Raw genomic sequence first — 25,279 nt, forward strand, 5'->3', positions numbered from 1 at the left:
AAGACGCAGCCTGCGGCAGCTGCTACGGGGGTGAGGTGGCGTTGGCGAAGACCTCTGCCACCCAATCCACGAACACCCGCACCCGCGGCGCCATGTGGCGGTTCTGCGGGTACAGCACCGATACCGGCATGGGCGGCGGCGGGAACTGCGGCAGCACCTCGCGCAGCAAGCCTTGCTCAATCGGCAGCGCCACCCGGTAGCGTGGCACCTGGAACAGCCCGAGCCCGGCAATCGCCGCTGCCGCGTAGATCTGCGTGCCGAACACCGAGATGGCCCCCGGCACCTGCACCTCCACCACTTCGCCGTCGACCACGAATTCGAAGGGGAACGGCTTGTTCGCGGTGCGCGACACGTAGTTCACCGCCTTGTGCTGCTGCAAATCCGCCAGCACCTGCGGCTCGCCGTGCGTGCGCAGGTAAGCAGGGCTGGCGCAGGTCACCTGCGGCAGGTTCGCCACCCGCCGGCCGATCAGCGACGAGTCCCCCAGGTTGCCGGCGCGCACCACGCAGTCCACGCCCTCCTCGATCAGGTCGACGAAACGGTCCGCCTCGCTGAACGACAGCTCGATGTCCGGGTAGCGGGCGATGAACTCGGGCAGCGCCGGCACCACGAAATAGCTGGCCAGCGAGCCGTGCAGGTCCACCCGCAACCGGCCCTTGGGCGCCACCTGGCGGAACGCCAGTTCGGCCTCTTCCAGCTCTGCCAGCAGGCGCACACAACGGGCGTAGTAGGCCTCGCCGTCCAGGGTGGGGCGCACGCGCCGGGTGCTGCGTTCCAGCAGCCGCGTGCCCAGCCAGGCTTCGAACTGGTTGAGGCTGTGGGTGAGTGTGGCGCGGGGCAGGTTCAGGTCTTCGGCCGCCAGGGTGAAGCTGCTGCGCTCGAAGATACGCACGAAGATTTTCATGGCGCGAACCTGGTCCATACAGCCCCCTGATTGTTGGCGAAAGTTGAACAGTCAAGGCAACTCTGGCGCATTTATCGGGCTGGGTAAACATGTGAATCTCTGCTCCACCCCTACCCGACACAGGACATCCCCCATGAGCAAAACAGCCATTGTCACCGGTGCCTCCCGCGGCATCGGCGCCGTGATCGCCCAACGCCTGGCCCGCGACGGCTTCGCCGTGGCCGTCAACTACGCCAGCAGCGCCGCCGAGGCCGAAGCCCTGGTCAGCCAGATCAAGGCAGCCGGCGGCCGCGCCATTGCGGTGAAGGCCGACGTGGCCAGCAGCAGCGACATGCGCCAGCTGTTCGACACCACCGAGCAGCAACTGGGCAAGGTCGACGTGCTGGTGAACAACGCCGGCATCATGAAACCCACCCCGATCGCCGAGACCTCGGACGAGCTGTACGAGCAGATCTTCGCCATCAACACCCGCGGCACCTTCAACGCCCTGCGCGAAGCCGCCACGCGCCTGAACGACGGCGGCCGGGTGATCAACTTCTCGAGTTCGGCGCTGGGCCTGAAACTGCCTGGCTACGCCATCTACAACGCCAGCAAGGCGGCAGTGGAAGCCATGACCCATGTCTTTGCAAAAGAGCTGCGCGGGCGCCGAATCACCGTCAACGCCGTGGCGCCGGGGCCGGTGGCCACCGAGTTGTTCCTGACGGGGAAAAGCGAAGAGCAGATCCAGCACTTCGCCAAGCTGCCGCCGCTGGAGCGCCTGGGGCAGCCGGAGGATATCGCCGGCGTGGTGGCGTTCCTGGCAGGGCCCGACAGCGGCTGGGTCAACGGCCAGACCCTGCGCGCCAACGGCGGCATCGTCTAACTCACCCTCGTAGCAGCTGCCGAAGGCTGCGTCATGCACACAACCGCGTAGGCTGTGACGCGGCCTGCGGCCGCTGCTACGGGGGTTAGCGGACCATATGCAGGAACTGCATATGCCGCTCGTACTGGTCGAGGATGTCGTTGATGACCTGCTCACGGGTGTAGCCCACCAGGTCGTAGTCCTGGCTACCCTCAGCCAAGTGCACCTCGGCGCGGTAGTAACGACGGTTCTTCAGCTCCTTGGTGCCCATGCCGCCACGGGCGAACGACGGCGTGAAGTAGCCGCGCATCTGCACTTGGTAGATGAACGGGCGCTCTTCGCCGTGGCCGATTTCCAGGCTGACCTGGTCGTGGCTGAGGTCTTCCTGGGTCACCACCTTCAGGCCTTTCTCGGTGAACACCGCCGAGACTTCCTCGATGGCCGGGCGCACCAGGGTGTCCATGAAGCGGTACACCTCGTCGCGCGAGGGGAAGTGCACGGCCTGGCTCAGGCGCTGGCGCCAGCCGCCACGGCCGCGGCGGGCGTTGGTGGCCACCGGCGCCAGGGAGTACATCTGCGCGATCTTGCGCTGGGACTCCAGGTAGAACGCCTTGTGCAGGCCCCACATCATCGCCAGCAGAATCAGCGAGAACGGCAGCGAGGTCAGCACCACCGCCGACTTCAGCGAGTCGATGCTGCCGGCGAACAACAGCCCGCTGGTGATGACCGCAGTCATCACGCCCCAGAACACGCGCAGCCACTTGGGCCCGTCTTCATCGGCGTTGCCGCCACGGGCCGACAAGGTCGACAGCACCACGGTGCCCGAGTCTGCCGAGGTGACGAAGAACACGAAGCTGATGAACACCGTCACGGCAATCACCGTGCGGCTCCAGGGGTAGGTTTCCAGCAGCAGGTACAGGGTCTTGGCCGGGTCTGCCAGGGCCGACTGGCCGAGGGCCGTCATGCCGTGGTTGAGCACCATGTCGATGGCACTGTTGCCGAAGATCGACATCCACGCCAGGGTGAAGCCCAGCGGAATCAGCAGCACGCCGAAGACGAACTCGCGAATGGTGCGGCCACGGGAAATGCGCGCGATGAACAGCCCCACGAACGGCGCCCACGCGATCCACCAGGCCCAGTAGAACACCGTCCAGTTGCCCAGCCAGTCGCTGGGCTTGTCGTAGGCGTACACGTCGAAACTCTTCGACGGCAGCGCGCCCAGGTAGTCGCCGACGTTCTGGATCAGCGTGGTCAGCAGGTGCTGGGTGGGCCCGGCGAACAGCACGAACAGCAGCAGCGCGACGGCCAGCAGCATGTTGATGTCGGACATCACCCGCACGCCCTTGTCCACGCCGGAGACGGCAACGATGATCGCCGCGCCCATCATCAGCGTGATCAGGATCACCTGCACCCACTGGGTGTGCGGCACGCCGAACAGAATATCCAGGCCGGAATTGAGGTGCAGCACGCCAAAGCCCATGTCGGCGCCCAGGCCGAACACCGTGGCAATGATGCCGAAGCCGTCCACTGCGTAGCCGATGGGCCCGTTGATGCGCTTGCCGATCAGCGGGTACAGCGCCGAGCGCAGCGCCAGCGGCAGGTTATGCCGGTAGGCGAAGTACGCCAGGGCCATGCCCACGAACGCGAACACGCCCCAGCCGTGCAGGCCCCAGTGCAGGAACAGCAGCTGCATGGCCTGGCGCGCGGCCGCCTGGGTGCCGCCCTCGCCTTGCGGCGGGGTGAGCATGTGGGTCAGGGGTTCGGAGACGCAGAAGAAAAACAGGGTGATGCTGATGCCTGCGGCGAACAGCATGCCGGCCCATGACAGGTAACTGAACTCGGGCTCGTCGTGGTCGGCACCGAGCTTGATCTTGCCGTAGCCAGACAAGGCGGTGACCACCACGAAGACCAGATACAGGGTCATGGCCAGCATGTAATACCAGCCAACGGTGTTGGCGGCCCAGGTTTGCGCGGCGGTGAGCCAGGCCCCGGCTTGTTGCGGGAAGGCGATGACGACGATGCCGAACAGCAGGATGAAGCTGGCGGCGAAGTAGAACACCGGGGGGTTCATGCGGACGTTGCCGCTGGCGGGAGAAGACGAGGCACTCATTGGCAGTGCACCTCGAAAGGCGGGAAAGCAGCTGAATAGAGCGTTTTCAGCAAGGGATGACCTCCTGTAGAACGCGAATCGCGAACATCTTTTAAATTGAACAACCGTTCAATTTAACCACACAACCGCCCCGCCCTCCAAACCGGGCCCTGTGGGAGCTGGCTTGCCAGCGAGCTTTGCGGGCCTAAACAGCTCGCTGGCAAGCCAGCTCCCACGGTTACTTCTGCGTCCCGTCATCGTGCTGCAGATTCGCCTGCGTCAGGTTGCTGCCCGGCGCCACGTTGCGGGTCAGCCAGACGTTGCCGCCAATGGTCGAGCCCTTGCCGATGGTGATGCGCCCCAGGATGGTGGCCCCGGCATAGATAACCACGTCGTCCTCGACGATCGGGTGGCGCGGGTGGCCTTTCTGCAGCTGCCCCGACTCGTCCGCCGGGAAGCGCTTGGCGCCCAGGGTCACGGCCTGGTAGATGCGCACGCGCTCGCCGATGATCGCCGTCTCGCCGATTACTACGCCGGTGCCATGGTCGATGAAGAAGCTCGGGCCGATCTGCGCGCCGGGGTGAATATCGATGCCGGTAGCCGAGTGCGCCAGCTCCGAGCTGATGCGCGCCAGCAACGGCAGGCCAGCGCGGTACAGGTGGTGCGCCAGGCGGTGGTGGATGATGGCGAGGATGCCGGGGTAGCACAGCAGCACTTCGTCCACGCTGCGCGCCGCCGGGTCGCCGTGGTAGGCGGCCAGCACGTCGGTGTCCAGCAGGGTGCGCAGCCCGGGCAGCGCCGCGGCGAAGCCCTGGATCAGCTGCAGCGCATGGGCGTCCACGTCTTCCTGCTGTTGCTGGTGGCGCGCGGCATAGCGCAGCTCCAGCCGGGCCTGGGCCAACAGCGCGTTGAGCGCGGCGTCCAGGGTGTGGCCGACGTAGAAGTCCTCGCTTTCCTCGCGCAGGTCCACCGGCCCCAGGCGCATGGGGAACAGCGCGCCGCACAGCTGTTCAAGAATGCAGCGCACCGCTTCGCGCGACGGCAGCTGCCGGCCCCCCTGCTCGCCACTGCTGCGCCCATTTTCACGGCGCCACTGCTCACGCGCACCGCGCAACTGGCCGACGATGGACTGCAACTGCCAATGGCCGTTCGCCGCTTGGGGTTTGTCGCTCACGATGGGGTACTCCTGATATGGCCGCCTGTTCGGCGCCCACTGTACGGTAGATTGTCGCACCGCAAAAAGAACGGATTCTGATGGGCGGTGAGGTTATGAACATAAGCTTTGTGGGAGCTGGCTTGCCAGCGAGCTGTTCGGGCCCGCTAAAAAGCTCGCTGGCAAGCCAGCTCCCACAGGGATGTGGGGTTGCCCCCCAATCTGTGCCTGCCTATAGTCCTGTTTCCCCCAACACCGGATTCCCCATGATCACGCAATCGCTTGCCCGCTTCCCACGCCTCGACCTCCTGGGTGCCCCCACTGCACTGGAAAAACTCGAGCGACTGTCACAGTGGGTCGGCCGCGATATCTACGTGAAACGTGACGACCTGACCCCGCTGGCCATGGGCGGCAACAAGCTGCGCAAGCTTGAATACCTGGCCGCCGACGCCCTGGCCCAAGGCTGCGACACCCTGATCACCGCCGGCGCCATCCAGTCCAACCACGTGCGCCAGACCGCGGCCATCGCCGCCAAGCTGGGCCTAAGCTGCGTGGCGCTGCTGGAAAACCCCATCGCCACCGACGACAGCAATTACCTGGGCAACGGCAACCGCCTGCTGCTGGACCTGTTCGACGCCAAGGTCGAACTGGTGGAAAACCTCGACAACGCCGACGAGCAACTGCAAGCCCTGGCCCGCCGCCTGGCCGACAGCGGCCGCAAGCCGTACCTGGTGCCAATCGGTGGCTCTAACGCCCTGGGCGCCCTGGGCTACGTGCGCGCCGGCCTGGAACTGGCCGAGCAAATCAAGGCCACCGGCCTGGACTTTGCCGCCGTGGTGCTGGCCTCGGGCAGCGCCGGCACCCACAGCGGCCTGGCCCTGGGCCTGGGCGAGTCGCTGCCGCAGCTGCCGGTAATCGGCGTCACCGTGTCGCGCACCGACGAAGCCCAGCGCCCCAAGGTACAGGGCCTGGCCGAACGCACCGCCGAGCTGCTGGGCGTGCCGCTGCCAGACAGCTTCAAAGTCACCCTGTGGGATGAATTCTTCGGCCCGCGCTATGGTGAACCTAACGCCGGCACGCTGTCGGCCATCAAGCTGGTCGCCAACCAGGAAGGCCTGCTGCTGGACCCGGTGTACACCGGCAAGGCCATGGCCGGCCTGCTGGACGGCATCGGCCGCCAGCGCCTGGACGCCGGCCCGGTGATTTTCCTGCACACCGGCGGCGCCCCGGCGCTGTTCGCCTACCCGGGAATTTGGTCGAACTGATATAGCTGGAACAGAAGAAAGCTGAATTTTTTATTATTTTCAGCCATAACGACAGGCGGCGATAATCAGCCACCAACGCAAGGATGCGTGCCTTCCCTCACAACAACATATGGGGCATCACATGACTTTCTCTTCGTTGCGTCGCAATCTCCTCATTGCCAGCATGGGCCTGGTCATGGGTTCCGCTTTGATCGGCCAGGCCGTGGCCGGTGACGAGCTGAAATCCATCCAGGACAAGGGCAGCATCAGCGTCGGCCTGGAAGGCACCTACCCACCGTTCAGCTATGTCGACGAAAACGGCAAGCTCACCGGCTTCGAAGTGGAGTTCGCCCAGGCCCTGGCGAAGGAGCTGGGCGTGACCGCCAAGCTGCAGCCGACCAAGTGGGACGGCATTCTTGCAGCGCTGGAATCCAAGCGCCTGGACGTGGCCATCAACCAGGTGACCATCTCCGAAGAGCGCAAGAAGAAGTACGACTTCTCCGAGCCCTACACCGTGTCCGGCATCCAGGCCCTGACCCAGAAGAAAGACGCCGGCAAGATCGCCTCGGCCAACGACCTGAACGGCAAGAAGGTCGGCGTGGGCCTGGGCACCAACTACGAGCAATGGCTGAAGGACAACGTGCCGGGCGCGATCATCAAGACCTACGACGATGACCCAACCAAGTACCAGGACCTGCGCGTTGGCCGTATCGACGCCATCCTGGTCGACCGCCTGGCCGCCTTCGAGCTGATCAGCAAGACCAACGACACCCTGGCCGTCTCCGGCCCGGCGTTCTCCCGCCAGGAAGCCGGCGTGACCCTGCGCAAGGGCGAGCCTGAGCTGCTGGCCGCCATCAACAAGGCCATCGACAAACTGCGCGCGGACGGCACCCTGGCCAAGCTGTCGCAGAAGTACTTCAACGCTGACGTGACCAAATGATTGAAGAAAGTCTGAAACTGGCGCTGGATTCAGCGCCTTTCCTGCTCAAGGGCGCCGAATTCACGGTGCTCCTGAGCCTTGGGGGCATGTTTTTCGGTTTGCTGCTGGGCTTCGGCCTGGCGCTGATGCGCTTGTCGCGCTTCATGCTGGCGCGCGGCGTTTCGCGGGTGTACGTGTCGTTCTTCCGCGGCACGCCGCTGCTGGTGCAACTGTTCGTGATCTATTACGGCCTGCCGCAGGTTGGCATCGAGCTGGACCCGCTGCCGGCAGCCATGATCGGCTTCTCGCTGAACATGGCGGCCTACGTCTGTGAAATCCTGCGCGCGGCCATCAGTTCCGTGGACCGGGGCCAGTGGGAAGCGGCTGCCAGTATCGGCATGACCCGTGGCCAGACCCTGCGCCGGGCGATCCTGCCGCAAGCCGCGCGCACCGCCCTGCCGCCGCTGGGCAACAGCTTCATCTCGCTGGTGAAGGACACGGCGTTGGCCGCGACCATCCAGGTGCCCGAGTTGTTCCGCCAGGCGCAACTGATCACCGCGCGTACGTTCGAAGTGTTCACCATGTACCTGGCCGCCGCGCTGATCTACTGGGTACTGGCCAGCGCACTGTCGGCGCTGCAGAACCGTCTCGAAGCGCGGGTGAACCGCCATGACCAGGAGGCCTGACGCCATGATCGTGGTGGAAAAACTGACCAAGCATTTCAACGGCAACGCCGTGCTCAAGGGCATCGACCTGCAGGTGGATGCCGGTGAGGTGGTGGCCATCATCGGCCCCAGCGGCTCGGGCAAGACAACCTTCCTGCGCTGCCTGAACCTGCTGGAAACCCCGGACAGCGGGCGGATTCGCATGGGTGACATCGAGATCGATGGCAGCCGCATCGCCCAGCAACAAGGGCTGATTCGGCGCCTGCGCCAGCAGGTGGGCTTCGTGTTCCAGAACTTCAACCTGTTCCCGCACCGCACCGCGCTGGAAAACGTGATTGAAGGCCCGGTGGTGGTCAAGAAGACCCCGCGCGCCCAGGCCGAGGCCTTGGGCCGCAAGCTGTTGGCCAAGGTCGGCCTGGCGGGCAAGGAAGACGCCTACCCGCGCCGGCTGTCCGGTGGCCAGCAGCAACGGGTGGCCATCGCCCGCGCACTGGCCATGGAGCCGGAGGTGATTCTGTTCGACGAACCCACCTCGGCGCTGGACCCGGAACTGGTGGGCGAAGTGCTGGCGACCATTCGCAGCCTGGCCGAAGAAAAGCGCACGATGATCATCGTCACCCACGAAATGGCGTTCGCCCGTGACGTGGCCAACCGTGTGGTGTTCTTCGACAAGGGCGTGATCGTGGAACAGGGCGAGGCGAAAGCGTTGTTCGCCAACCCGCGCGAAGAACGCACCAGGCAATTCCTCAGCAAGTTCCTGGCCGGGTAAACGCTACCCCCGTAGCCGCTGCCGCAGGCTGCGCTGGCCCTTTGCCTCACTGAAAATCTCCGGTGAACGCGAGGGCCAGCGCAGCCTACGGCAGCGGCTACGCGTTTGGGGTACTGCCTGTAGGAACCGTCTGAACGCAACCAACGGCAATCCCCCCACCTTGACCCCACCCTAGCGAGCACCTATGAAGGACGCCGGCCTTCAAGGAGAATCGCCATGCGCCTGTTCAACGGATCTGAACTCTTGCCCCCTGCCCTGCCGCTGCTGGCCAACCACGGCCTCGGCCTGCATGCCAGCCGCCACCTGTGCGCCGCCATCGAACCCTGGGAACACATGGACCAGGGCGACCTGCTGGAGCTGTTCTGGAACAGCTGCTTTGTCACCGCCCACGTCGTGCAGCCCGGCGAGCCCGGCCGCACCCTGCAACTGCCGATCCCGGCCAGCTTCGCCCTGAACGGCGAGGCGCACCTGTATTACCGGGTGCTGCGCGTGGGGTATCAGGCGCAACGCTCACCGGCGCTGGCCTTCAGCGTGAAACTGCAGTGCCCGGGCAACCCGTTGCACGGCGCCGAGGAAAACCAGTTCCTCGCCCCGCTGGAACTGCCCGAGGCAGTCTGCCTGAACACCCTCAAGCGCGGCGTGCCGTTCAGTGTCGAGCCCTGGCAGCACATGGCTGCGCTGGATTGCCTGACCCTGCGCTGGGGCGACCTGCGCCTGGACCTGCCGCCCCTGCTGCCAAGCCAGGTGGGGCTGCCGGTGAGCGGCCGCATCCCCAAGAAGGTCATCCGCGAAGCCGGCCAGGACGACCACCTGGAAGCCACCTATTGCATCCTCGACCGGGTCGGCAACCCGTCTGGCTGGGCCCCTGCCCGGCAGGTGCGGGTGTACCGCGACGCCACTTCTATTGATATTTCTAAAGGTTAGTATATTTAAACTTTATACACGATTAGGGTATATGAACCGGACCACCGGACCTGCGCATTTTCCGCCGCGACAACGCGGCGCTATTCCGCCGAGGACTATCTGGTGACCGGTAAAAAGATCCTGCTCAACGCCTTCAACATGAACTGCATAGGGCACATCAACCACGGCCTGTGGACACACCCGCGCGACACCTCCAGCCAGTACAAGACAATCGAATACTGGACCGAGCTGGCGAAGACGCTGGAGCGCGGCCTGTTCGACGGGCTGTTCATCGCCGACATCGTCGGCGTGTATGACGTGTACCAGCACAGCGTCGACGTGCCGCTGCGCGAGGCCATCCAGCTGCCGGTCAATGACCCACTGTTGCTGGTGTCGGCCATGGCCGCCGTCACCCGGCACCTGGGCTTCGGCCTGACCGCCAACCTCACCTACGAGCCGCCCTACCTGTTCGCCCGGCGCATGTCCACGCTCGACCACCTGAGCCGTGGCCGCGTGGGCTGGAACATCGTCACCGGCTACCTGGACAGCGCCGCCAAGGCCATGGGCCTCAGCGAGCAGGCCGAGCACGACCGCCGCTACGACCAGGCCGACGAATACCTGCAGGTGCTGTACAAGCTGTGGGAAGGCAGCTGGGAAGACGACGCCGTGGTCAACGACCCGGCACGCCGGGTGTACGCCGAGCCAAGCAAGGTGCACAAGGTGCGGCACCAGGGCGAGTTCTACCAGGTTGACGGCTACCACCTGTGCGAGCCCTCGCCCCAGCGCACGCCGGTGCTGTTCCAGGCCGGCGCCTCGGACCGCGGCCTGCTGTTCGCCGGCCGCCACGCCGAGTGTGTGTTCATCAGCGGCCAGACCAAGGCGGCTACCCGCGCCCAGGTGGACAAGGTACGCGCCAGCGCCGCTGCGGCCGGCCGCCGCGCCGAGGACATCAAGGTGTTCATGGGCCTGACAGTGATTGTCGCTGCCACCGAGGAAGCCGCCCACGCCAAGCACGCCGAATACCTGCAATACGCCAGCGCCGAGGCCGGCGTGGCGCATTTCGCCAGCTCCACCGGTATCGATTTCGCCCAGTACGCGCTCGACGAGCCGATCCAGTACGTGAAAAGCAACGCCATCCAGTCGGCCACCAAGAACCTGCAGAACAACGACTGGACCCGCCGCAAGCTGCTGGACCAGCACGCCCTGGGCGGCCGCTACATCACCCTGGTCGGTTCACCCCAGCAGGTGGCGGACCAGCTGATTGCCTGGATCGACGAGACCGGCCTGGACGGCTTCAACCTGGCGCGCACGGTCACCCCGGAAAGCTACGTGGACTTCATCGACCTGGTGGTGCCGGAACTGCAGCAACGCGGGCGCTACAAGACCGCGTACGGCGACGGCACCCTGCGCGAAAAACTCTTCGAGCACGGCCCGCGCCTGCCCCACAACCACATCGCCAGCGAATTCAAACACCCTGCTGCCTGACTACGTACCTGTGGGAGCTGGCTTGCCAGCGAGCTTTTGAGGCCGCCAAAAGCTCGCTGGCAAGCCAGCTCCCACAGAATCCAGATGAATTCCGGAAGAACTGACATGAAAAAACTCACCACCCTGCTGCTCGCGCTCGGCCTGGCCACGGGGCTTGCCCATGCTGCCGACGCGCCGCTGAAAATCGGCACCACCGCCGCCTTCGCCATCCCGCTGGAGGCCGCCGTGGCCGAGGCCGACAAGCAAGGCCTGAAGGTGCAACTGGTGGAGTTCACCGACTGGATCGCGCCCAACGTCAGCCTGGCGGCCGGCGATATCGACGTGAACTACTTCCAGCACATCCCGTTCCTGGAAAACGCCAAGGCCGCCGCCGGCTTCGACCTGGTGCCCTACGCCCCCGGCATCATCAACAACGTCGGCCTGTACTCGAAGAAGTACAAGAGCCTTGACCAGCTGCCCGACGGCGCCACCGTGGCCATCGCCAATGACCCGATCAACAGCGGCCGCGGCCTGCAGCTGCTGGCCAAGGCCAAGCTCATCAGCCTCAAGGACGGCGTGGGCTACAAGGCCACCGAGGACGACATCACCGCCAACCCCAAGCACCTGAAGATCCTGCAGGTGGAAGCCGTGCAGCTGGTGCGCGCCTACGATGACGCCGACCTGGTGCAGGGCTACCCGGCCTACATCCGCCTGGCCAAGACCTTCGACGCCGAGTCGGCGCTGCTGTTCGACGGCGTCGACCACCCTGAATACGTGATCCAGTTCGTGATCCAGCCCAAGGAAAAGGCCGACCCGCGCCTGGCCAAGTTCGTCGATATCTACCAGCACTCGCCGGTGGTCCGCGCCGCCTTGGACAAGACCTACGGCAAGCTGTACCAGACCGGCTGGGGAGGCTGACCATGAGCAGCGCCCAGCGCCTGACTGCAACCCGCCCGCCGGCCAGCGCCGAGCGCACCCAGCTGCACCCGGAACTGGCCAACGCCCATGTGCGCTTCATCGGCCTGGGCAAGACCTACCAGGGCCAGCACGGTCCGGTGCAAGCGCTGCAAGGCATTGACCTGAACATCCAGCGTGGCGAGATCTTCGGCATCATTGGCCGCAGCGGCGCCGGCAAGTCGTCGTTGATCCGTACCATCAACCGCCTGGAGCAACCCAGCGTTGGCCGGGTGTTGATCGACCAGGTGGATATAGGCGAATTCGACGAAGACCGCCTGGTGCAGCTGCGTCGGCGCATTGGCATGATCTTCCAGCACTTCAACCTGATGTCGGCCAAGACCGTGTGGCAGAACGTCGAGCTGCCGCTGAAAGTAGCCGGCATGAGCCAGGCCGAGCGTCACCGCAAGGTCACCGAACTGCTGGACCTGGTGGGCCTGGCCGACAAGCACCACGTGTATCCGGCGCAGCTGTCGGGCGGGCAGAAGCAGCGGGTGGGCATCGCCCGCGCGCTGGTGCATGACCCGGCCATCCTGCTGTGCGACGAGGCTACCTCGGCGCTGGACCCGGAGACCACCGAATCGATCCTGGCGCTGCTGCGCGACATCAACCAGCGCCTGGGCCTGACGATCATCCTGATCACCCATGAGATGGCGGTGATCCGCGACATCTGCGACCGCGTGGTGGTGCTTGAGCAAGGCCAGGTAGTGGAGCAAGGCCCGGTGTGGCAGGTGTTCGGCGACCCGCAGCATCCGGTCAGCAAGACCCTGTTGGCGCCGCTGCAACTTGGGCTGCCGGCCGAACTGCAGGCGCGCATCCAGGAACAACCCGGCTCTGCCGCCGCGGCGCTGGTGCTGGGCCTGCGCCTGAACGGCAGCGACGGCGAAGAGCCCGACCTGTCGGCGCTGTTCCACAGCCTGGGCGGCCGCGTCAGCCTGCTGCAAGGCGGCGTAGAACGCATCCAGGGTCGCGCCCTGGGGCAGCTGGTGATTGCCGTGGCGCACTCGCCGCTGGCCCGTGAACAACTGATCGAACGCGCGGCCTTGTGGGCCGACCGCGTGGAGGTGCTGGGTTATGTGGGCTGAACGGCTGCTGCAAGGGATTCTCGACACGCTGCTGATGGTCGGCGTGTCTTCGTTCATCGCCCTGGTGCTGGGCATTCCGCTGGCGGTGGTGCTGGTCACCAGCAGCAGGGGCGGCATTTATGAAGCGCCCGCCGTGAACCGCGTGCTGGGCGCCTTCGTCAACCTGTTCCGCTCGGTACCGTTCCTGATCCTGATGGTGGCGCTGATTCCCTTCACCCGCCTGATCGTCGGCACCACCTACGGCGTGTGGGCCGCCGTGGTGCCGCTGGCCATTGCCGCCACGCCGTTCTTCGCACGCATCGCCGAAGTCAGCCTGCGCGAGGTCGACCATGGCCTGATCGAAGCGGCCCAGGCCATGGGCTGCCGGCGCTGGCACATCATCTGGCACGTGCTGCTGCCCGAGGCGCGGCCGGGCATCGTCGGCGGCTTCACCATTACCCTGGTGACCATGATCAACTCCTCCGCCATGGCCGGCGCCATCGGTGCCGGCGGCCTGGGGGACATTGCCTACCGCTACGGCTACCAGCGCTTCGACTCGCAGATCATGCTCACGGTGATCGTGCTGCTGGTAGTGCTGGTGGCGTTCATCCAGTTTGGCGGTGATCGGCTGGCGAAGGTGTTGAACAAGCGCTGAGGTATCATCGTGGTCATCACCTTTTCCGTTGGCGACCGCGATGAAACTCGACCCCCAGGCCCTGCAACAGATCACCCAGACCACCCTGGGCAACTACAACCAGACCGCCGAGAGCTTCCGCGAAGGCACCCGCGACCACGACGTCAGCCAGAACATCGACGCCCTGCTGCGCCACCTGCAGGTGCCGGCGCCGGCGCAGATCCTCGATTTCGGCTGCGGCCCGGGCCGCGACCTGCGCACCTTCACCCGCCTGGGCCATATCGCCATCGGCCTTGACGGCAGCGAACGCTTCGCCGAAATGGCCCGTGCCGACAGCGGCTGCGAGGTGTGGCAGCAGAACTTCCTCGATCTGGAACTGCCCGCCGAACGCTTCGACGGCGTGTTCGCCAACGCCGTGCTGTTCCACATCCCCAGCCAGGAACTGCCACGGGTGCTAAGCCAACTGCACGCCACGCTGAAACCGGGCGGCGTGCTGTTCAGTTCCAACCCCCGCGGCAACAACCAGGAAGGCTGGAAAGGCCCGCGCTATGGCGCCTACCACGATCTGGAGAATTGGCGGCGAGTGCTGGCCGAGGCCGGTTTCGTGGAGCTTGAACACTACTACCGGCCCACAGGGTTGCCGCGTGAGCAGCAACCCTGGCTGGCCAGCGTGTGGCGCAAGGACGCCGCCTGACGGTCGCTGCTACAGGTGCAGGCAAATGCCGAAGTCCCGTAGCCGCTGCCGAAGGCTGCGCTGGCCCCTGACTACACCCAAGAATCAGAGTTTGCAATGCCGGCCAGCGCAGCCTGACGGCAGCGGCTACATCGTACGTGGCTGGCTACGAGGAAGGACGGCCTAGCAAATAAGTCTTTTGCACCGAAGCAAAACAACCTTGCATCTGCGATTTCCCTTCATATGGTCCTGCTGAAACAGGCCTGCGCAGCACCGCCGATAAATTTTCTGCTGTCTCGTAACCAGCCGCAATGTTGATCGGAGGCCATCTCCACCGCAACAACAACACTGGGCTGACTAGGTATCAAATTATGTCTACTCCATAGCCGCTGTCGAAGGCTGCGGGTACATCACGCCGTCTTCTTCGGCTCCCTGACCTTGTACCAAGCCACATAAAGCGCCGGCAGGAACAGCAGCGTCAGCAGCGTGGCGCTGATGATGCCGCCGATCATGGCGTAGGCCATGGGGCCCCAGAACACTTCGCGGGCGATGGGGATCATGCCCAGGCTGGCTGCGGCGGCGGTCAGCAGGATGGGCCGGCGGCGGTGCTGGGTGGCTTGCACCACGGCGTCCCACGGGGTGTAGCCGTCCTTCTCGAAGATGTCGATCTGGGTCACCAGGATCACCGAGTTGCGGATGATGATGCCGATCAGCGCCAGAATGCCGAGGATGGCCACGAAGCCCATGGGCGTGCCGGTGGGCACCAGCGCCACCACCACTCCGATCAACCCCAGGGGCGCGACGCTGGCCACCAGGAACATCTTCTGCACGCTGTGCAGCTGGATCATCAGGAAGGTCGCCATCAGGAACAGCATCAGCGGCACGACGCGGGCAATGGGGCCCTGGGCCTTGCCGCTTTCTTCGACGGTGCCGCCGGTGGCCACTTTGTAGCCCACCGGCAGGCTGCTGGCGAACTGGTCGATGGTGGGCTTGAGCTGGGTGACCAGGTCGGTGGGCTGGATCTGGTCGCGCACCGAGGCCTTGATGGTGATGGTAGGGTGGCGGTCGCGGCGCCACACCAGCGGTTGTTCCAGTTCATAGCGCACGGTGGCGAACGCCAGCAGCGGAATCGACACGCCGTTGGGCGTCACGATCTGCAGGTTCTGCAGGGTTTCCGGCGAGCCACGCTCGGCGTTTTCGGCACGCCCCACCACGTTGATCAGGTAGATGTCGTCGTTGACCTGGGTCACCGCGGTGCCGCTGACGATGGTGTTCATCAGCTTGGCCACGTCTTCCGAGGACAGCCCCAGCTGCCGTGCCTTGTCCTGGTTGATGTCGATGCGCAGGACCTTGCCCGGTTCGTTCCAGTCATAAATGATCTGGCCGATGTGCGGGTTCTGGTCCAGCAGCGTGGCCAGGTCGATGGCGTGCTTGCGCACCTGGTCGATGTCCTTGCCGCTGACCCGGTACTGGATCGGCCGGCCTACCGGCGGGCCCATCTCCAGGGTCTGCACGTAGCTGCCAATGCCCACGAAGTCGTCGCGCAGGCGCTTGCGCAGGCGGTCCATCAGCGCCGCCCGCTCGTCCAGGCCCTTGCTGACGATCACCAGCTGGGCGTAGTACGGGTTCTCCAATTGCTGGTCCAGGGGCAGGTAGAAACGAATCGCGCCCTGGCCGATGTAGGTGCTCCAGCGGGCGATGTCCGGGTCGTCCTTGAGGCTGGCCTCCAGCTTGTCCACCGCCTTGCGGGTCTCGTTGATCGACGAGTTCTGCGGCAAGTTCAGCTCCACCAGCACCTCGGGCCGGTCGGACGAGGGGAAGAACTGGTTCTGCACGAAGCGCATGCAGAACACCGACAGCAGGAACAGCCCCACGGTGATCAGGATGGTCAGCCAGCGGTGGCGCATGGCCCACAGCAGGCCGCTGTTGAACACCCGGCCAATGCGCCCCGGCTCGCTGGAGTGCGGCTTCACGTTGGTGCTGAGGATGTGCACGCCCAGCACCGGCGCGAACAGCACCGCCACCACCCAGGACACCAGCATGGCCACGGCGATGACCGCGAACAGGGTGAAGGTGTACTCCCCCGCCGAGCTGGCGTTGAGGCCGATGGGCACGAAGCCCGCCACCGTCACCAGGGTGCCGGTGAGCATGGGGAAGGCCGTGGAGGTGTAGGCGAACGTCGCCGCCTGCTCCTTGGTCTCGCCCATTTCCAGGCGCGTGACCATCATTTCCACGGTAATCATGGCGTCGTCCACCAGCAGGCCCAGGGCGATGATCAACGCGCCGAGGGAGATACGCTGCATGGTGATGCCGCTGTATTCCATGAACACGAAGACCATGGCCAGCACCAGCGGGATCGAGCAGGCCACCACCAGCCCGGCGCGCACGCCCAGGCTGATGAAGCTCACCACCAGCACGATGATCACCGCCTCGAACAGGGCGCTGGTGAAGCCGCCCACGGCCTCTTCCACCACTTGGGCCTGATCGGAGACGTTGTGGATGCCCACGCCCACCGGCATATCGGCGGTGATCTCGGTGATGCGCTGGTGCAGGGCCTTGCCGAACGACTGGATGTTGCCGCCGTCGCGCATGGCGATGGCCAGGCCAATGGCCGGCTGGCCGTTGAAGCGGAACATCGGCGTGGGCGGGTCGCTGTAGCCGCGCTGGATGTCGGCGACGTCGGCCAGGCGGTAGAAGCGGTCGTTGAGCCGCAGGTTCACCGCCGCCAGGTCCTTTTCGGAAGCGAACTGGCCGCTGGTGCGCACGGAAATGCGCTCGGGGCCGGCCTCGATCACCCCGGCCGGCGTCACCGCGTTCTGCGCCTGCAACGCCTGCACCACCTGGCGCTGGTCGATGCCCAGGGCCGCCAGCTTGCGGGTGGAAAAGTTCAGGTACAGCACCTCGTCCTGGGCGCCGATCATTTCGATCTTGCCCAGCCCCGGCACCTGGCGGATCTCGGCGCGGGCCTGCTCCACGTAGTCGCGCAGCTGGCGCATGCTCAGGCCGTCGGCGGTGAAGGCATAGATCGAGCCGTACACGTCGCCGAACTCGTCATTGAACGCCGGCCCCTGGATGCCTTGGGGGAAACTGCTGCGAATGTCGTCGATCTTCTTGCGTACCTGGTACCAGATCTGCGGGATGGCCTTGCCGCTGGTGGTGTCGCGCAGGTACACGAAGACGGTGGATTCGCCGGGGCGGGTGTAGCTTTTCACGTAGTCGAGGGAGTCCAGCTCCTCGAGCTTCTTCTCGATGCGGTCGGTGACCTGCAACAGGGTTTCGTCCTGGGTGGCGCCCGGCCAGCGGGTCTGGATGACCATGGTCTTGATGGTGAAGCTGGGGTCTTCCTCACGGCCCAGGTTGAGGTAGGAAAACACCCCCATCAGCAGCGCCACGAACATCAGGTACCAGACGAAGGACTGGTGTTTCAGCGCCCAGTCGGACAGGTTGAAGCTTCCTTTCATTGCTTGCTGCCCTCGTCCACTTTGACCTTCTGCCCCGGTTTGAGACTGTTGACGCCGGCGCTGACCACGCGCTCGCCGGCTTGTACCCCGGCGCTGACAATGACCGAGTCCTGGTCACGGCTGATGACGTGCACCGCCCGCGGCGCCACGGTGTGGTTCTGCAGGTCGATGACCCAGATGCGCGACTGGCCCTCGGCCTCCTGGATAGCGCTGAGCGGCAGCTCCACCTTGGGTTCGATGGCGGTGCTCAGGGTCACGCCAATGGCCGTGCCCAGGCGGAACGCCGGCGGCGTGTCGGCCAGGGTCAGGCGCGCGCGGCGGGTGCGCGTGGCGCTGTCGGCCTGGGGTTCCAGTTCGCGCAGGGTGGCGGTGGTGCTGATGCTCGGTTCCAGCTGGTCGGCGACGGTGAAGGTCACGCCGGGCGGTAGCTGTTCGGCCAGGGACGACGGCAGGTCGATCACCGCTTCCTTGATATCGGGCCTCGCCAACGTCACCACTTCCTGGCCGGCGCTGACCACCTGGCCAGCCTCGACGTTCCAGTGGGTGACCACGGCGTCGTGGTCCGTGCGCAGTTCGCTGTAGTTGAGCTGGTCCTTGGCCTGGCTGACCGAGGCCTGGGCCTGGTCCAGCGACGCCTTGGTGGTTTTCAGGTTGGTCTGGGCCACGTCCAGTTGCGCCTGGGCGCCCACGCCACGGTCGAACAACTCCTGCTGGCGGCGCGCGTCGGCCTGGGCGTTGATCCACTGCGCCTGCACCCGCGCCAGGTCGCCCTGGGTGGAACGCACCTGGTTCTGCAGGTCGGTGGGGTCGAGGGTGGCCAGCAGGTCGCCGGCCTTCACTTCGCTGCCCACGTCCACGGCGCGCCGGGCGATGCGCCCGGACACCCGGAAGCCCAGGGTGCTTTCGTAGCGCGCCTGGATGGTGCCGGCGAAGCGCCCCAGCTGCTCCATGTTCTGCGGCGTGATCTGCACCGACAGCACCGGGCGCACCGGCTCGGGCGGCGGTTCATTCTTCGAGCAGCCCAGCAGCGCCAGGCACAGGCACAGCGAGGTCAATGCGCGGGTCATGGCTTTTCCTCGACAGTGGCCTGGGCAGCGATTTCGACCTGCATGTCCGGGTGCAGCAGTTGCACCCCGGCCACCACTATCTTGTCGCCATCCTGCAAGCCGTCGCCCACCACCACCTTGCCGGTGAGGTAGCGGGCGACGGTGACTTTCTTCAGGCTGACCTTGTTCTGCGCGTCCACCCGCCACACGGCCGGGTCGCTGCCGTCCTTGGTCAGGGCCGACCAGGGCAGTTCGATGCTGGGTTTGGCCGGCCCGCTAAGGGTGCCGCTGACCACCGAACCCAGGTTCATGCCCGGCGGCAGGCCGGCCAGCGCCACTTTCACCTGCAGGGTGCCGGTTTGTGCCGACACCGCGGGCGTCACCTCGCGCACCTTGCCGGTGGTCTTCACCTTCGGGTCTTCGACCAGGCTGACCGGCACCTGCTGGTCGCCGGCGGGCTGCACGAACAGCGACTCATAGACGTTGAACACCGCGTCGCGCTCGCCGTCGCGGGCCAGGCTGAAGATCGGCACGGTGGCCTGCACCACCTGCCCGACTTCGGCCTGGCGGGCGGTGATGATGCCGGGCGCCTCGGCGATCAGGTCGGTGTAGCTCAACTGCTCGCGGGCGCTGGCCAGCTGCGCGTTGGCGGCGGCCAGGGCGCTCTGGCTGCTGCGCAGCGCGGCCTGGGCGGAGTCGTATTCGCTCTGGCTGGTGTAGCCCTTGGGCAGCAGTTTCTGCTGGCGCACGAAAGCGGCCTGGGTCTGGGTGACCCGCGCCTGCTCGGCGAACACCGCGGCCTTGGCCGAGTCGACGTTGGTCTGCAGGTCCTTGGGGTCGAGCTGGGCCAGCACCTGGCGGGCGCTGACGCGGTCGCCGACGTCGACCATGCGCTTGATGATCTTGCCACCCACGCGGAACGACAGCTGGGTCTGCACCCGCGCCTGGATATCGCCGGTCAGGCTCACGGGCGCGGCAAAGTCGGTGCTCTGCACCGTCTGCACCTTCACCCTGGGCCGCTGCGGTTCCTCCGGCTTGCCCTGCCCACAACCGGCCAGGGTTGCCGCAAGGCAAGCACCCAACACCCAACCCAACCGAAGAGCAGCCATGCAGGCTCCTTTGCGTGCGCTGTTTTAGCTCAGATTTATTATGAGCCGTGAGGGTAGCTCAGTGTTCATCGTGCGGACAACTGCCATGTACGTGCGGTCATCCGCTGAAAACTTGTTCGAGGATTTTTCACCCCGGGTGGGATCTTTTTCGCACGGGCGTACTCGAAAACTTTCTGCCCGTGCCAAGGAAGTCCAATAATGAATAACAACACCGTGAAAAAGCTCGACCCCCAGGACGTGATCAAACTGCTGGCGGCCCTGCGCCGCGCAATAATCCCCGTAGCAGCGGCCGCAGGCCGCGTCCCAGGCGCCGCGTGACGGCGCAGGCAATAAAAAACGCCGACGCTGTGTAAGCCGTCGGCGTTTTTGCAGTGCAGCTCAGCTGGCGATCAGAACGCCGGCAGTACCGCGCCGTTGTATTTCTTGGCGATGAATTCCTTCACTTCCGGGCTGGTCAGGGCAGCGGCCAGTTTCTTGATGGCGTCGCTGTCCTTGTTGTCCGGGCGGGCAACCAGGTAGTTCACGTACGGCGAGTCGGCGCCTTCGATCACCAGGGCGTCCTTGGCCGGGTTCAGGCCGGCGTCCAGCGCGTAGTTGGTGTTGATCATGTCCAGGTCAACCTGGTCCAGGGCGCGTGGCAGCATGGCCGATTCCAGCTCCTTGAACTTCAGGTGCTTGGGGTTCTCGGCGATGTCTTTCGGGGTGGCCAGGGCGTTCTTCGGATCTTTCAGGGTGATCAGGCCGGCTTTCTGCAGCAGGATCAGTGCGCGGCCGCTGTTGCTGCCTTCGTTCGGAATGGCAACGGTAGCGCCGTCTTTCAGCTCGGACAGCGACTTGATCTTCTTCGAGTAGCCGCCGAAGGGTTCCACGTGCACGCCGACCACGGTCACCAGGTGGGTGCCCTTGCCGTCGTTGAAGTTCTTCAGGTACGGCAGGGTCTGGAAGTAGTTGGCGTCCAGGCGCTTCTGGTCAACCTGCACGTTGGGCTGCACGTAGTCGGTGAAGACCTTGATTTCCAGGTCCACGCCTTCTTTAGCCAGGACCGGTTTCACCAGCTCCAGGATTTCAGCGTGCGGGACCGGGGTAGCAGCGACCACCAGCTTCTCGTTGGCGTTGGCAACACCCATGGTCAGGGCGGCGGCCAGGGCAGTGAACAGCAGAGCCTTTTTCATGCAATGTCCTTGATCAATAAGGTGCCAGCTGCGTATTTGGCCGGCTTGGGGCGGACAATACCGATATTTTTTATACCAAGACAATATCTTTTATTTCACTGCTTATGCCTTTTTCGTCATTTCCAGGCAATTGGCCATGTCGGCGCCCCACGCATGGCTCAGCCGATCTGTTGCGCCACACGCAAGGCGCTGCGCTCCAGCAACGCTTTCAGGCCCTGAAGGGCCGAGCCAGAGCCTTCGTCGAGCAGTTCGGCAATCTGCCGCTCGATGTCGGCCAGCGGTTCGGCCACCAGCGGCAGGTTCAGGTGCTCGGGCAGGATCTCGTCGCCGCTGCTGACCAGCAGGGCGAAATGAATGATGTTTTCCAGCTCGCGGGTGTTGCCCGGCCAGCTGTGGCGCTCAAGCAGCAGCTGGGCGCTTTCGCTGATCAACGGCACCGGCAGGTTGAGGCGCGCGCTGTAGATGCCGACGAAATATTCGGCCAGCGACAGGATGTCCCCCGGACGTTCGCGCAGGGCCGGCAGCACCAGGCGGCCTTCGCCCAGGTAATGGAACAGCCGCTCGTTGAACTTGCCGGCGGCCACGGCCTGGGCCAGGTCGATGCTGGTGGCGGCCACCAGGCGCACGTCCACCGGGCTTGGCTGCTGGGCACCGACGCGGGTGACTTCGTGGTTTTCCAGCGCTGCCAGCAGCTTCAATTGAATAGGCAACGGCAGGTCGCCGATCTCGTCCAGGTACAGGGTGCCGCCGTTGGCCGAACCGAACCACCCTGCCCGGCTGCTGGCCGAGCCGCTATAAGCCCCGGCGCTGTAGCCGAACAGTTCGGCGTCGGCGTAGGTGGGGCTGATAGCGCCGCAGTTCACCGACACGAACAGCCCGGCGCGGTCGCTGGCGCGGTGAATATGCCGGGCCAGCAGCTCCTTGCCGGTGCCCGTCTCGCCATGGATCAGCACCGGCAGGCTGCGCGGCGCCAGGCTTTCCAGCTCCTGGCGCAGCTGCCGCGAGCGCGGGTCGACGAACACCAGCGCCTTGGCGCGGATGCTCAGGGGGCTCTTGTCGGCTTCGGGGAAGGTCAGCAGCGGCTGGCCGAAATGTTCAGGATGACTCATGGCAATACTCCCGCCCGGGCGCATGGGCCCGGGCGTTTTTCGAATAAATGGCGGTCAGGCGCTGCGCAGCGCGTGGGCCTGCAGGCGGGTTTGCAGGCGGTACAGGTAGGCGAAACCCTGCTCCCAGCGCTGGTGGCCGGACTTGACATTGATGTGCCCAGCGCCCGCCAGGATGCCAGCCTCGGCGCCCCAGTCGCGGGCCATCTGCATGGCGCGCGGCACGCTTACGGCCGGGTCGTTGTCGGAGCTGACCACCTGGCTGGGGAACGGCAGCAAGTGGGTGGGCACGGGGGCGAAGTTGCGCAGCGCCGGCGAGCACGCCGGGCGCTCGACATCGGCCGGCGCCACCAGCAAGGCGCCCTGGACCCGGCGCAGCAGCGCCCGCGGTGCCTGCGCGGCCCAGTGGGCCACGGTGATGCAGCCCAGGCTGTGGGCAATCAGGATCACCGGATCGGTGCTGGCGCTGATGGCCTGCTCAAGGGCGGCCACCCAGTCCTGGCGTTGCGGCGCCAACCAGTCGGCCTGCTCTACCCGCGCGCTGTTGGGCAGGCTGTTGCACCAGTGGCTTTGCCAGTGGTCCTGGGGGGAACCTTGCCAGCCCGGCACAATCAGGTAGCGGATCGACTCGTTGCGCATGGCATACGCCTCCTGCATCGTTTGCGTTGAGGTCAGTATAGGGGCGGGTCATATATTCGTTAAGGAATAAGAAGCTATTTATTAATAACTTATAACGATATAAGAAAATTGGCCCAAGCCGCCTCGTAGCCGCTGCCGCAGGCTGCGCTGGCCCTGTGCCTCACTGAAAATCTCCTGCACGCAGTAGGGCCAGCGCAGCCTTCGGCAGCGGCTACGGGTTGTGTGGTGCCCACAGGCGCAAAAAAAAGGGCCGCCCCCTGCCTGAGGAGCGACCCAAGAAACCACTGAGAACATCACCGCTTGGTAATCACCGACAGCTTGGTGATGCCCGCCTTTTCAATCGACGCCATGGCCCCCGCCACCTTGCCGTAGCCCACGCCGTCGTCGGCCTGCAGCTGCACGCGCAGGTCCGGGTTCTTGGCCTTGGCCGCCTCCAGGTTCGACTCCAGCAGGTCGGGCTGCACTTCGTCCTTGTTGATGAAGAACTTGCCGCCACCGTCGATGCTCACCACCAGCGGGTCTTTCTGCTCAACCGGCGCCACCGAGTCGGTCTTGGGCAGGTTGATCGGGATCGAGTTGGTGAGCAGCGGCGCGGTAACGATGAACACCACCAGCAGCACTAGCATCACGTCCACCAGCGGCGTGACGTTGATCTCGCTCAGTACCTCATCACTGTCCTGGGTAGAGAAGGCCATATCAGGACGCCTCCTTCACTTTCTGGCCAGCACCGCCCTGGACGGTCTTGGTCAGGGCCGGGTGCAGCAGCACGCGGAATTGGCTCTTCTGGGCCAGGCTGTAGAAGTCGTGGGCGAAATCGTCGAGGTCGGCCACGGTCAGCTTCAGGCGGCGCAGGAAGTAGTTGTAGACCAGCACCGCCGGCACGGCGACGGCGATACCCACGCCGGTGGCCACCAGGGCCGAGCCGATGGGGCCGGCCACGGTTTCCAGGCTGGCGGAACCGGCGGCGCTGATGCCTTTCAGGGCGGACATGATGCCCCACACGGTGCCGAACAGGCCGATGAAGGGCGAGGTGGAACCGATACTCGCCAGCACCGCCAGGCCTGTTTCCAGGGAACGGCGCTCACGCACGATCTGTTGGCGCAGGGCGCGCTCCAGGCGGTCCTGGTGGTTGATGGCCTGGCTCAGGTCCGCGGCATGGCCGGGCTCACCGACCTGGATGGCGGCGTAGCCGGCCTGGGCGACGCGGGCGGCGGCGCCCGGCTGGGTCACGGTCAGTTCGGCGGCCGAATCCAGGCTCGACGCCGCCCAGAATTGCTTGTGGAACTTGCGGTCCTGGTTCTTCAGGCGGCCGAACTGCGCGCCCTTGGCCAGGAACAGGCCCCAGGTGGCGACGGAGAAGACGATCAACAGCCAGATTACCGCGCCTTCGATGGAGGCAAATGGGGAAGCCAAAGTACTCATGATGTGTATTCCTTGTGTTAGCGCGAATTAGCGGATCTTGAAGTCGATGGGCACGCTGACCCAGCCGTCCTGGGCGACATCGCCCTGCTTGGCCGGTACGAAACTCCAGCGTTTGACGGCGGCAAGCGCGGCGTCATCGAGCTGGTCGCGACCACTGCTTTTCTGGATCTGAATCTCGCCGGGCTTGCCGGTGGCCAGCACATGCACCCGCAACAGCACGGTGCCTTCCCAGTTGCGGCGCATGGCCAGGGCCGGGTATTCGGGCGCCGGGTTGTGCAGGTAACCGGCGTTCGCCGAGGCCGGGGTTACCGGTTTCGGTGCGGGGGGTGCAGGCGGTGCCGGTGGCGTCGGCGCGGCAACCGGCTGTGGCGGCGCTGGCGGTTGTTCCACCGGCTTCGGCACGGGCTTGGGCAGCGGCTTGGCGACCTGCTTGGGCTTGGGTTTGGGCTTGGGCGGCGGCTTGGTGGCCAGCTCGTCCTCGACCGGTGGCGGCGGCTCTACCGGCTGCGCCACGGGCGGTGGCGGCGGTGGCGGAGGCGTTTCAACCACCGGCGGTGCCGGTTGGGAAAACTCGATGGTCATTGGCGGGATTTCTGGCGGCTTGATCGGCAGCGCGGCCAGCGGTTCCTGGCTCAGCCAGTACATCACCGCGCCATGCAGCACCAGCGCAAACACGCCCAGCGCAATCCCTTCACGCCGGCTCAGTACACCCTTGGGGGTCGTGTGCAGACGCGACTGGGCCAGCGGCGCACGGTGCGCGCGGCCCAGGTCGACCAACTCGCCGCCCGGTGCCTGGCGCCGTAGCGCCTGGGGTGCACTGGCTGCGGTCTGGACATTGCCCATTGTTGTACTCCTGCGGTCTTCAGCGATAGTGCGAGGGAGGCCTCGCGAGGCGAATCATCGACGCCCCACGCTTAGCTCTGAAAGTAATCTTTAAAGTTATACATAGACCTATATGGAATATGCAGAACCCTGGTTTTGCTTCGGCCCTTGCCCTGCAAGGCCTGTAGCAGAGCGCTCGGAAGCCGATGCCTTGGGGGCATTGAAA

The 25,279-nt window shown here is 65.3% G+C and carries 23 protein-coding genes; 11 read left to right on the forward strand and 12 right to left on the reverse strand.

Annotation, left to right across the window (positions count from 1 at the left end):
• Window positions 1-22: 22 nt before the first annotated feature.
• Window positions 23-922, reverse strand: a complete 900-nt coding sequence (locus tag AC0J42_RS29910) for a LysR family transcriptional regulator (protein WP_473004879.1) — start codon at window positions 920-922, stop codon at window positions 23-25.
• A 115-nt stretch (window positions 923-1,037) separates the two neighbouring features.
• On the opposite strand from AC0J42_RS29910, the gene AC0J42_RS29915 reads away from it, so the two are divergent.
• Complete coding sequence (locus AC0J42_RS29915; RefSeq protein ID WP_473004880.1) at window positions 1,038-1,766, forward strand: SDR family oxidoreductase; 729 nt, start codon at window positions 1,038-1,040, stop codon at window positions 1,764-1,766.
• A gap of 85 nt (window positions 1,767-1,851) precedes the next feature.
• On the opposite strand, the gene betT is transcribed toward AC0J42_RS29915, so the two are convergent.
• Both betT and epsC read right to left on the reverse strand, forming a co-directional pair.
• On the reverse strand, window positions 1,852-3,816 hold the full coding sequence (gene betT / locus AC0J42_RS29920) for a choline transporter BetT (RefSeq protein WP_416427495.1): 1,965 nt from the start codon (window positions 3,814-3,816) through the stop codon (window positions 1,852-1,854).
• 256 nt (window positions 3,817-4,072) lie between these two features.
• A complete protein-coding gene (gene epsC, locus AC0J42_RS29925; protein WP_473004881.1) occupies window positions 4,073-5,008 on the reverse strand; it encodes a serine O-acetyltransferase EpsC in 936 nt (311 codons plus the stop codon).
• 245 nt (window positions 5,009-5,253) lie between these two features.
• Here epsC and AC0J42_RS29930 point away from each other — a divergent pair, with 245 nt between their 5' ends.
• From AC0J42_RS29930 to AC0J42_RS29975, 10 genes are all read left to right on the forward strand, one after another.
• A complete protein-coding gene (locus AC0J42_RS29930) occupies window positions 5,254-6,252 on the forward strand; it encodes a D-cysteine desulfhydrase (protein WP_473004882.1) in 999 nt (332 codons plus the stop codon).
• Window positions 6,253-6,373: 121 nt separating this feature from the next.
• Window positions 6,374-7,171 (forward strand): cystine ABC transporter substrate-binding protein, encoded by a 798-nt coding sequence (tcyJ, locus tag AC0J42_RS29935; RefSeq protein ID WP_416421525.1) that lies wholly within the window; start codon window positions 6,374-6,376, stop codon window positions 7,169-7,171.
• On the forward strand, window positions 7,168-7,836 hold the full coding sequence (gene tcyL / locus AC0J42_RS29940) for a cystine ABC transporter permease (RefSeq protein WP_416421526.1): 669 nt from the start codon (window positions 7,168-7,170) through the stop codon (window positions 7,834-7,836). The genes tcyJ and tcyL overlap by 4 nt, the downstream gene beginning before the upstream one ends.
• Before the next feature lie 4 nt (window positions 7,837-7,840).
• Window positions 7,841-8,584: an L-cystine ABC transporter ATP-binding protein TcyN gene (gene tcyN / locus AC0J42_RS29945; protein ID WP_473006915.1), complete on the forward strand. Its 744-nt coding sequence runs from the start codon at window positions 7,841-7,843 to the stop codon at window positions 8,582-8,584.
• 216 nt (window positions 8,585-8,800) lie between these two features.
• Window positions 8,801-9,508, forward strand: a complete 708-nt coding sequence (locus AC0J42_RS29950) for a hypothetical protein (protein WP_473004883.1) — start codon at window positions 8,801-8,803, stop codon at window positions 9,506-9,508.
• A 138-nt stretch (window positions 9,509-9,646) separates the two neighbouring features.
• Window positions 9,647-10,972, forward strand: a complete 1,326-nt coding sequence (locus AC0J42_RS29955) for an LLM class flavin-dependent oxidoreductase (protein WP_473006916.1) — start codon at window positions 9,647-9,649, stop codon at window positions 10,970-10,972.
• A 105-nt stretch (window positions 10,973-11,077) separates the two neighbouring features.
• Window positions 11,078-11,869, forward strand: coding sequence for a MetQ/NlpA family ABC transporter substrate-binding protein (locus tag AC0J42_RS29960; protein WP_416421529.1), 792 nt, complete (start codon window positions 11,078-11,080; stop codon window positions 11,867-11,869).
• A gap of 2 nt (window positions 11,870-11,871) precedes the next feature.
• The gene (locus tag AC0J42_RS29965; RefSeq protein WP_473004884.1) at window positions 11,872-12,990 is read left to right on the forward strand and encodes a methionine ABC transporter ATP-binding protein; all 1,119 of its coding nucleotides are present in this window, start codon (window positions 11,872-11,874) and stop codon (window positions 12,988-12,990) included.
• Window positions 12,980-13,624, forward strand: a complete 645-nt coding sequence (locus AC0J42_RS29970; RefSeq protein WP_473004885.1) for a methionine ABC transporter permease — start codon at window positions 12,980-12,982, stop codon at window positions 13,622-13,624. The genes AC0J42_RS29965 and AC0J42_RS29970 overlap by 11 nt, the downstream gene beginning before the upstream one ends.
• A 40-nt stretch (window positions 13,625-13,664) precedes the next feature.
• On the forward strand, window positions 13,665-14,297 hold the full coding sequence (locus AC0J42_RS29975) for a class I SAM-dependent methyltransferase (protein WP_473004886.1): 633 nt from the start codon (window positions 13,665-13,667) through the stop codon (window positions 14,295-14,297).
• A gap of 389 nt (window positions 14,298-14,686) precedes the next feature.
• On the opposite strand, the gene AC0J42_RS29980 is transcribed toward AC0J42_RS29975, so the two are convergent.
• The 9 genes from AC0J42_RS29980 to AC0J42_RS30020 form a co-directional block, all read right to left on the reverse strand.
• Window positions 14,687-17,737 (reverse strand): efflux RND transporter permease subunit, encoded by a 3,051-nt coding sequence (locus AC0J42_RS29980; RefSeq protein ID WP_473004887.1) that lies wholly within the window; start codon window positions 17,735-17,737, stop codon window positions 14,687-14,689.
• Window positions 17,734-18,804, reverse strand: coding sequence for an efflux RND transporter periplasmic adaptor subunit (locus AC0J42_RS29985; protein WP_473004888.1), 1,071 nt, complete (start codon window positions 18,802-18,804; stop codon window positions 17,734-17,736). Before AC0J42_RS29985 ends, AC0J42_RS29980 begins: the two co-directional genes overlap by 4 nt.
• Window positions 18,801-19,892, reverse strand: a complete 1,092-nt coding sequence (locus AC0J42_RS29990) for an efflux RND transporter periplasmic adaptor subunit (protein ID WP_416421535.1) — start codon at window positions 19,890-19,892, stop codon at window positions 18,801-18,803. The genes AC0J42_RS29985 and AC0J42_RS29990 overlap by 4 nt, the downstream gene beginning before the upstream one ends.
• Window positions 19,893-20,281: 389 nt before the next feature.
• Window positions 20,282-21,064, reverse strand: coding sequence for a MetQ/NlpA family ABC transporter substrate-binding protein (locus AC0J42_RS29995; RefSeq protein WP_416421536.1), 783 nt, complete (start codon window positions 21,062-21,064; stop codon window positions 20,282-20,284).
• Between the two features lie 158 nt (window positions 21,065-21,222).
• Window positions 21,223-22,173: a sigma 54-interacting transcriptional regulator gene (locus tag AC0J42_RS30000; protein ID WP_473004889.1), complete on the reverse strand. Its 951-nt coding sequence runs from the start codon at window positions 22,171-22,173 to the stop codon at window positions 21,223-21,225.
• Window positions 22,174-22,227: 54 nt separating this feature from the next.
• Window positions 22,228-22,809 (reverse strand): alpha/beta hydrolase, encoded by a 582-nt coding sequence (locus tag AC0J42_RS30005; RefSeq protein ID WP_416421538.1) that lies wholly within the window; start codon window positions 22,807-22,809, stop codon window positions 22,228-22,230.
• A 293-nt stretch (window positions 22,810-23,102) separates the two neighbouring features.
• Window positions 23,103-23,504, reverse strand: a complete 402-nt coding sequence (locus AC0J42_RS30010; RefSeq protein WP_416421539.1) for an ExbD/TolR family protein — start codon at window positions 23,502-23,504, stop codon at window positions 23,103-23,105.
• 1 nt (window position 23,505) lies between these two features.
• Window positions 23,506-24,231 (reverse strand): MotA/TolQ/ExbB proton channel family protein, encoded by a 726-nt coding sequence (locus AC0J42_RS30015; protein ID WP_416421540.1) that lies wholly within the window; start codon window positions 24,229-24,231, stop codon window positions 23,506-23,508.
• Between the two features lie 27 nt (window positions 24,232-24,258).
• Entirely contained in the window at window positions 24,259-25,074 is an 816-nt protein-coding gene (locus AC0J42_RS30020) for an energy transducer TonB (protein ID WP_416421541.1), read from the reverse strand.
• Window positions 25,075-25,279: the final 205 nt, after the last annotated feature.

This window comes from Pseudomonas sp. Tav-5-1A (assembly GCF_055755055.1).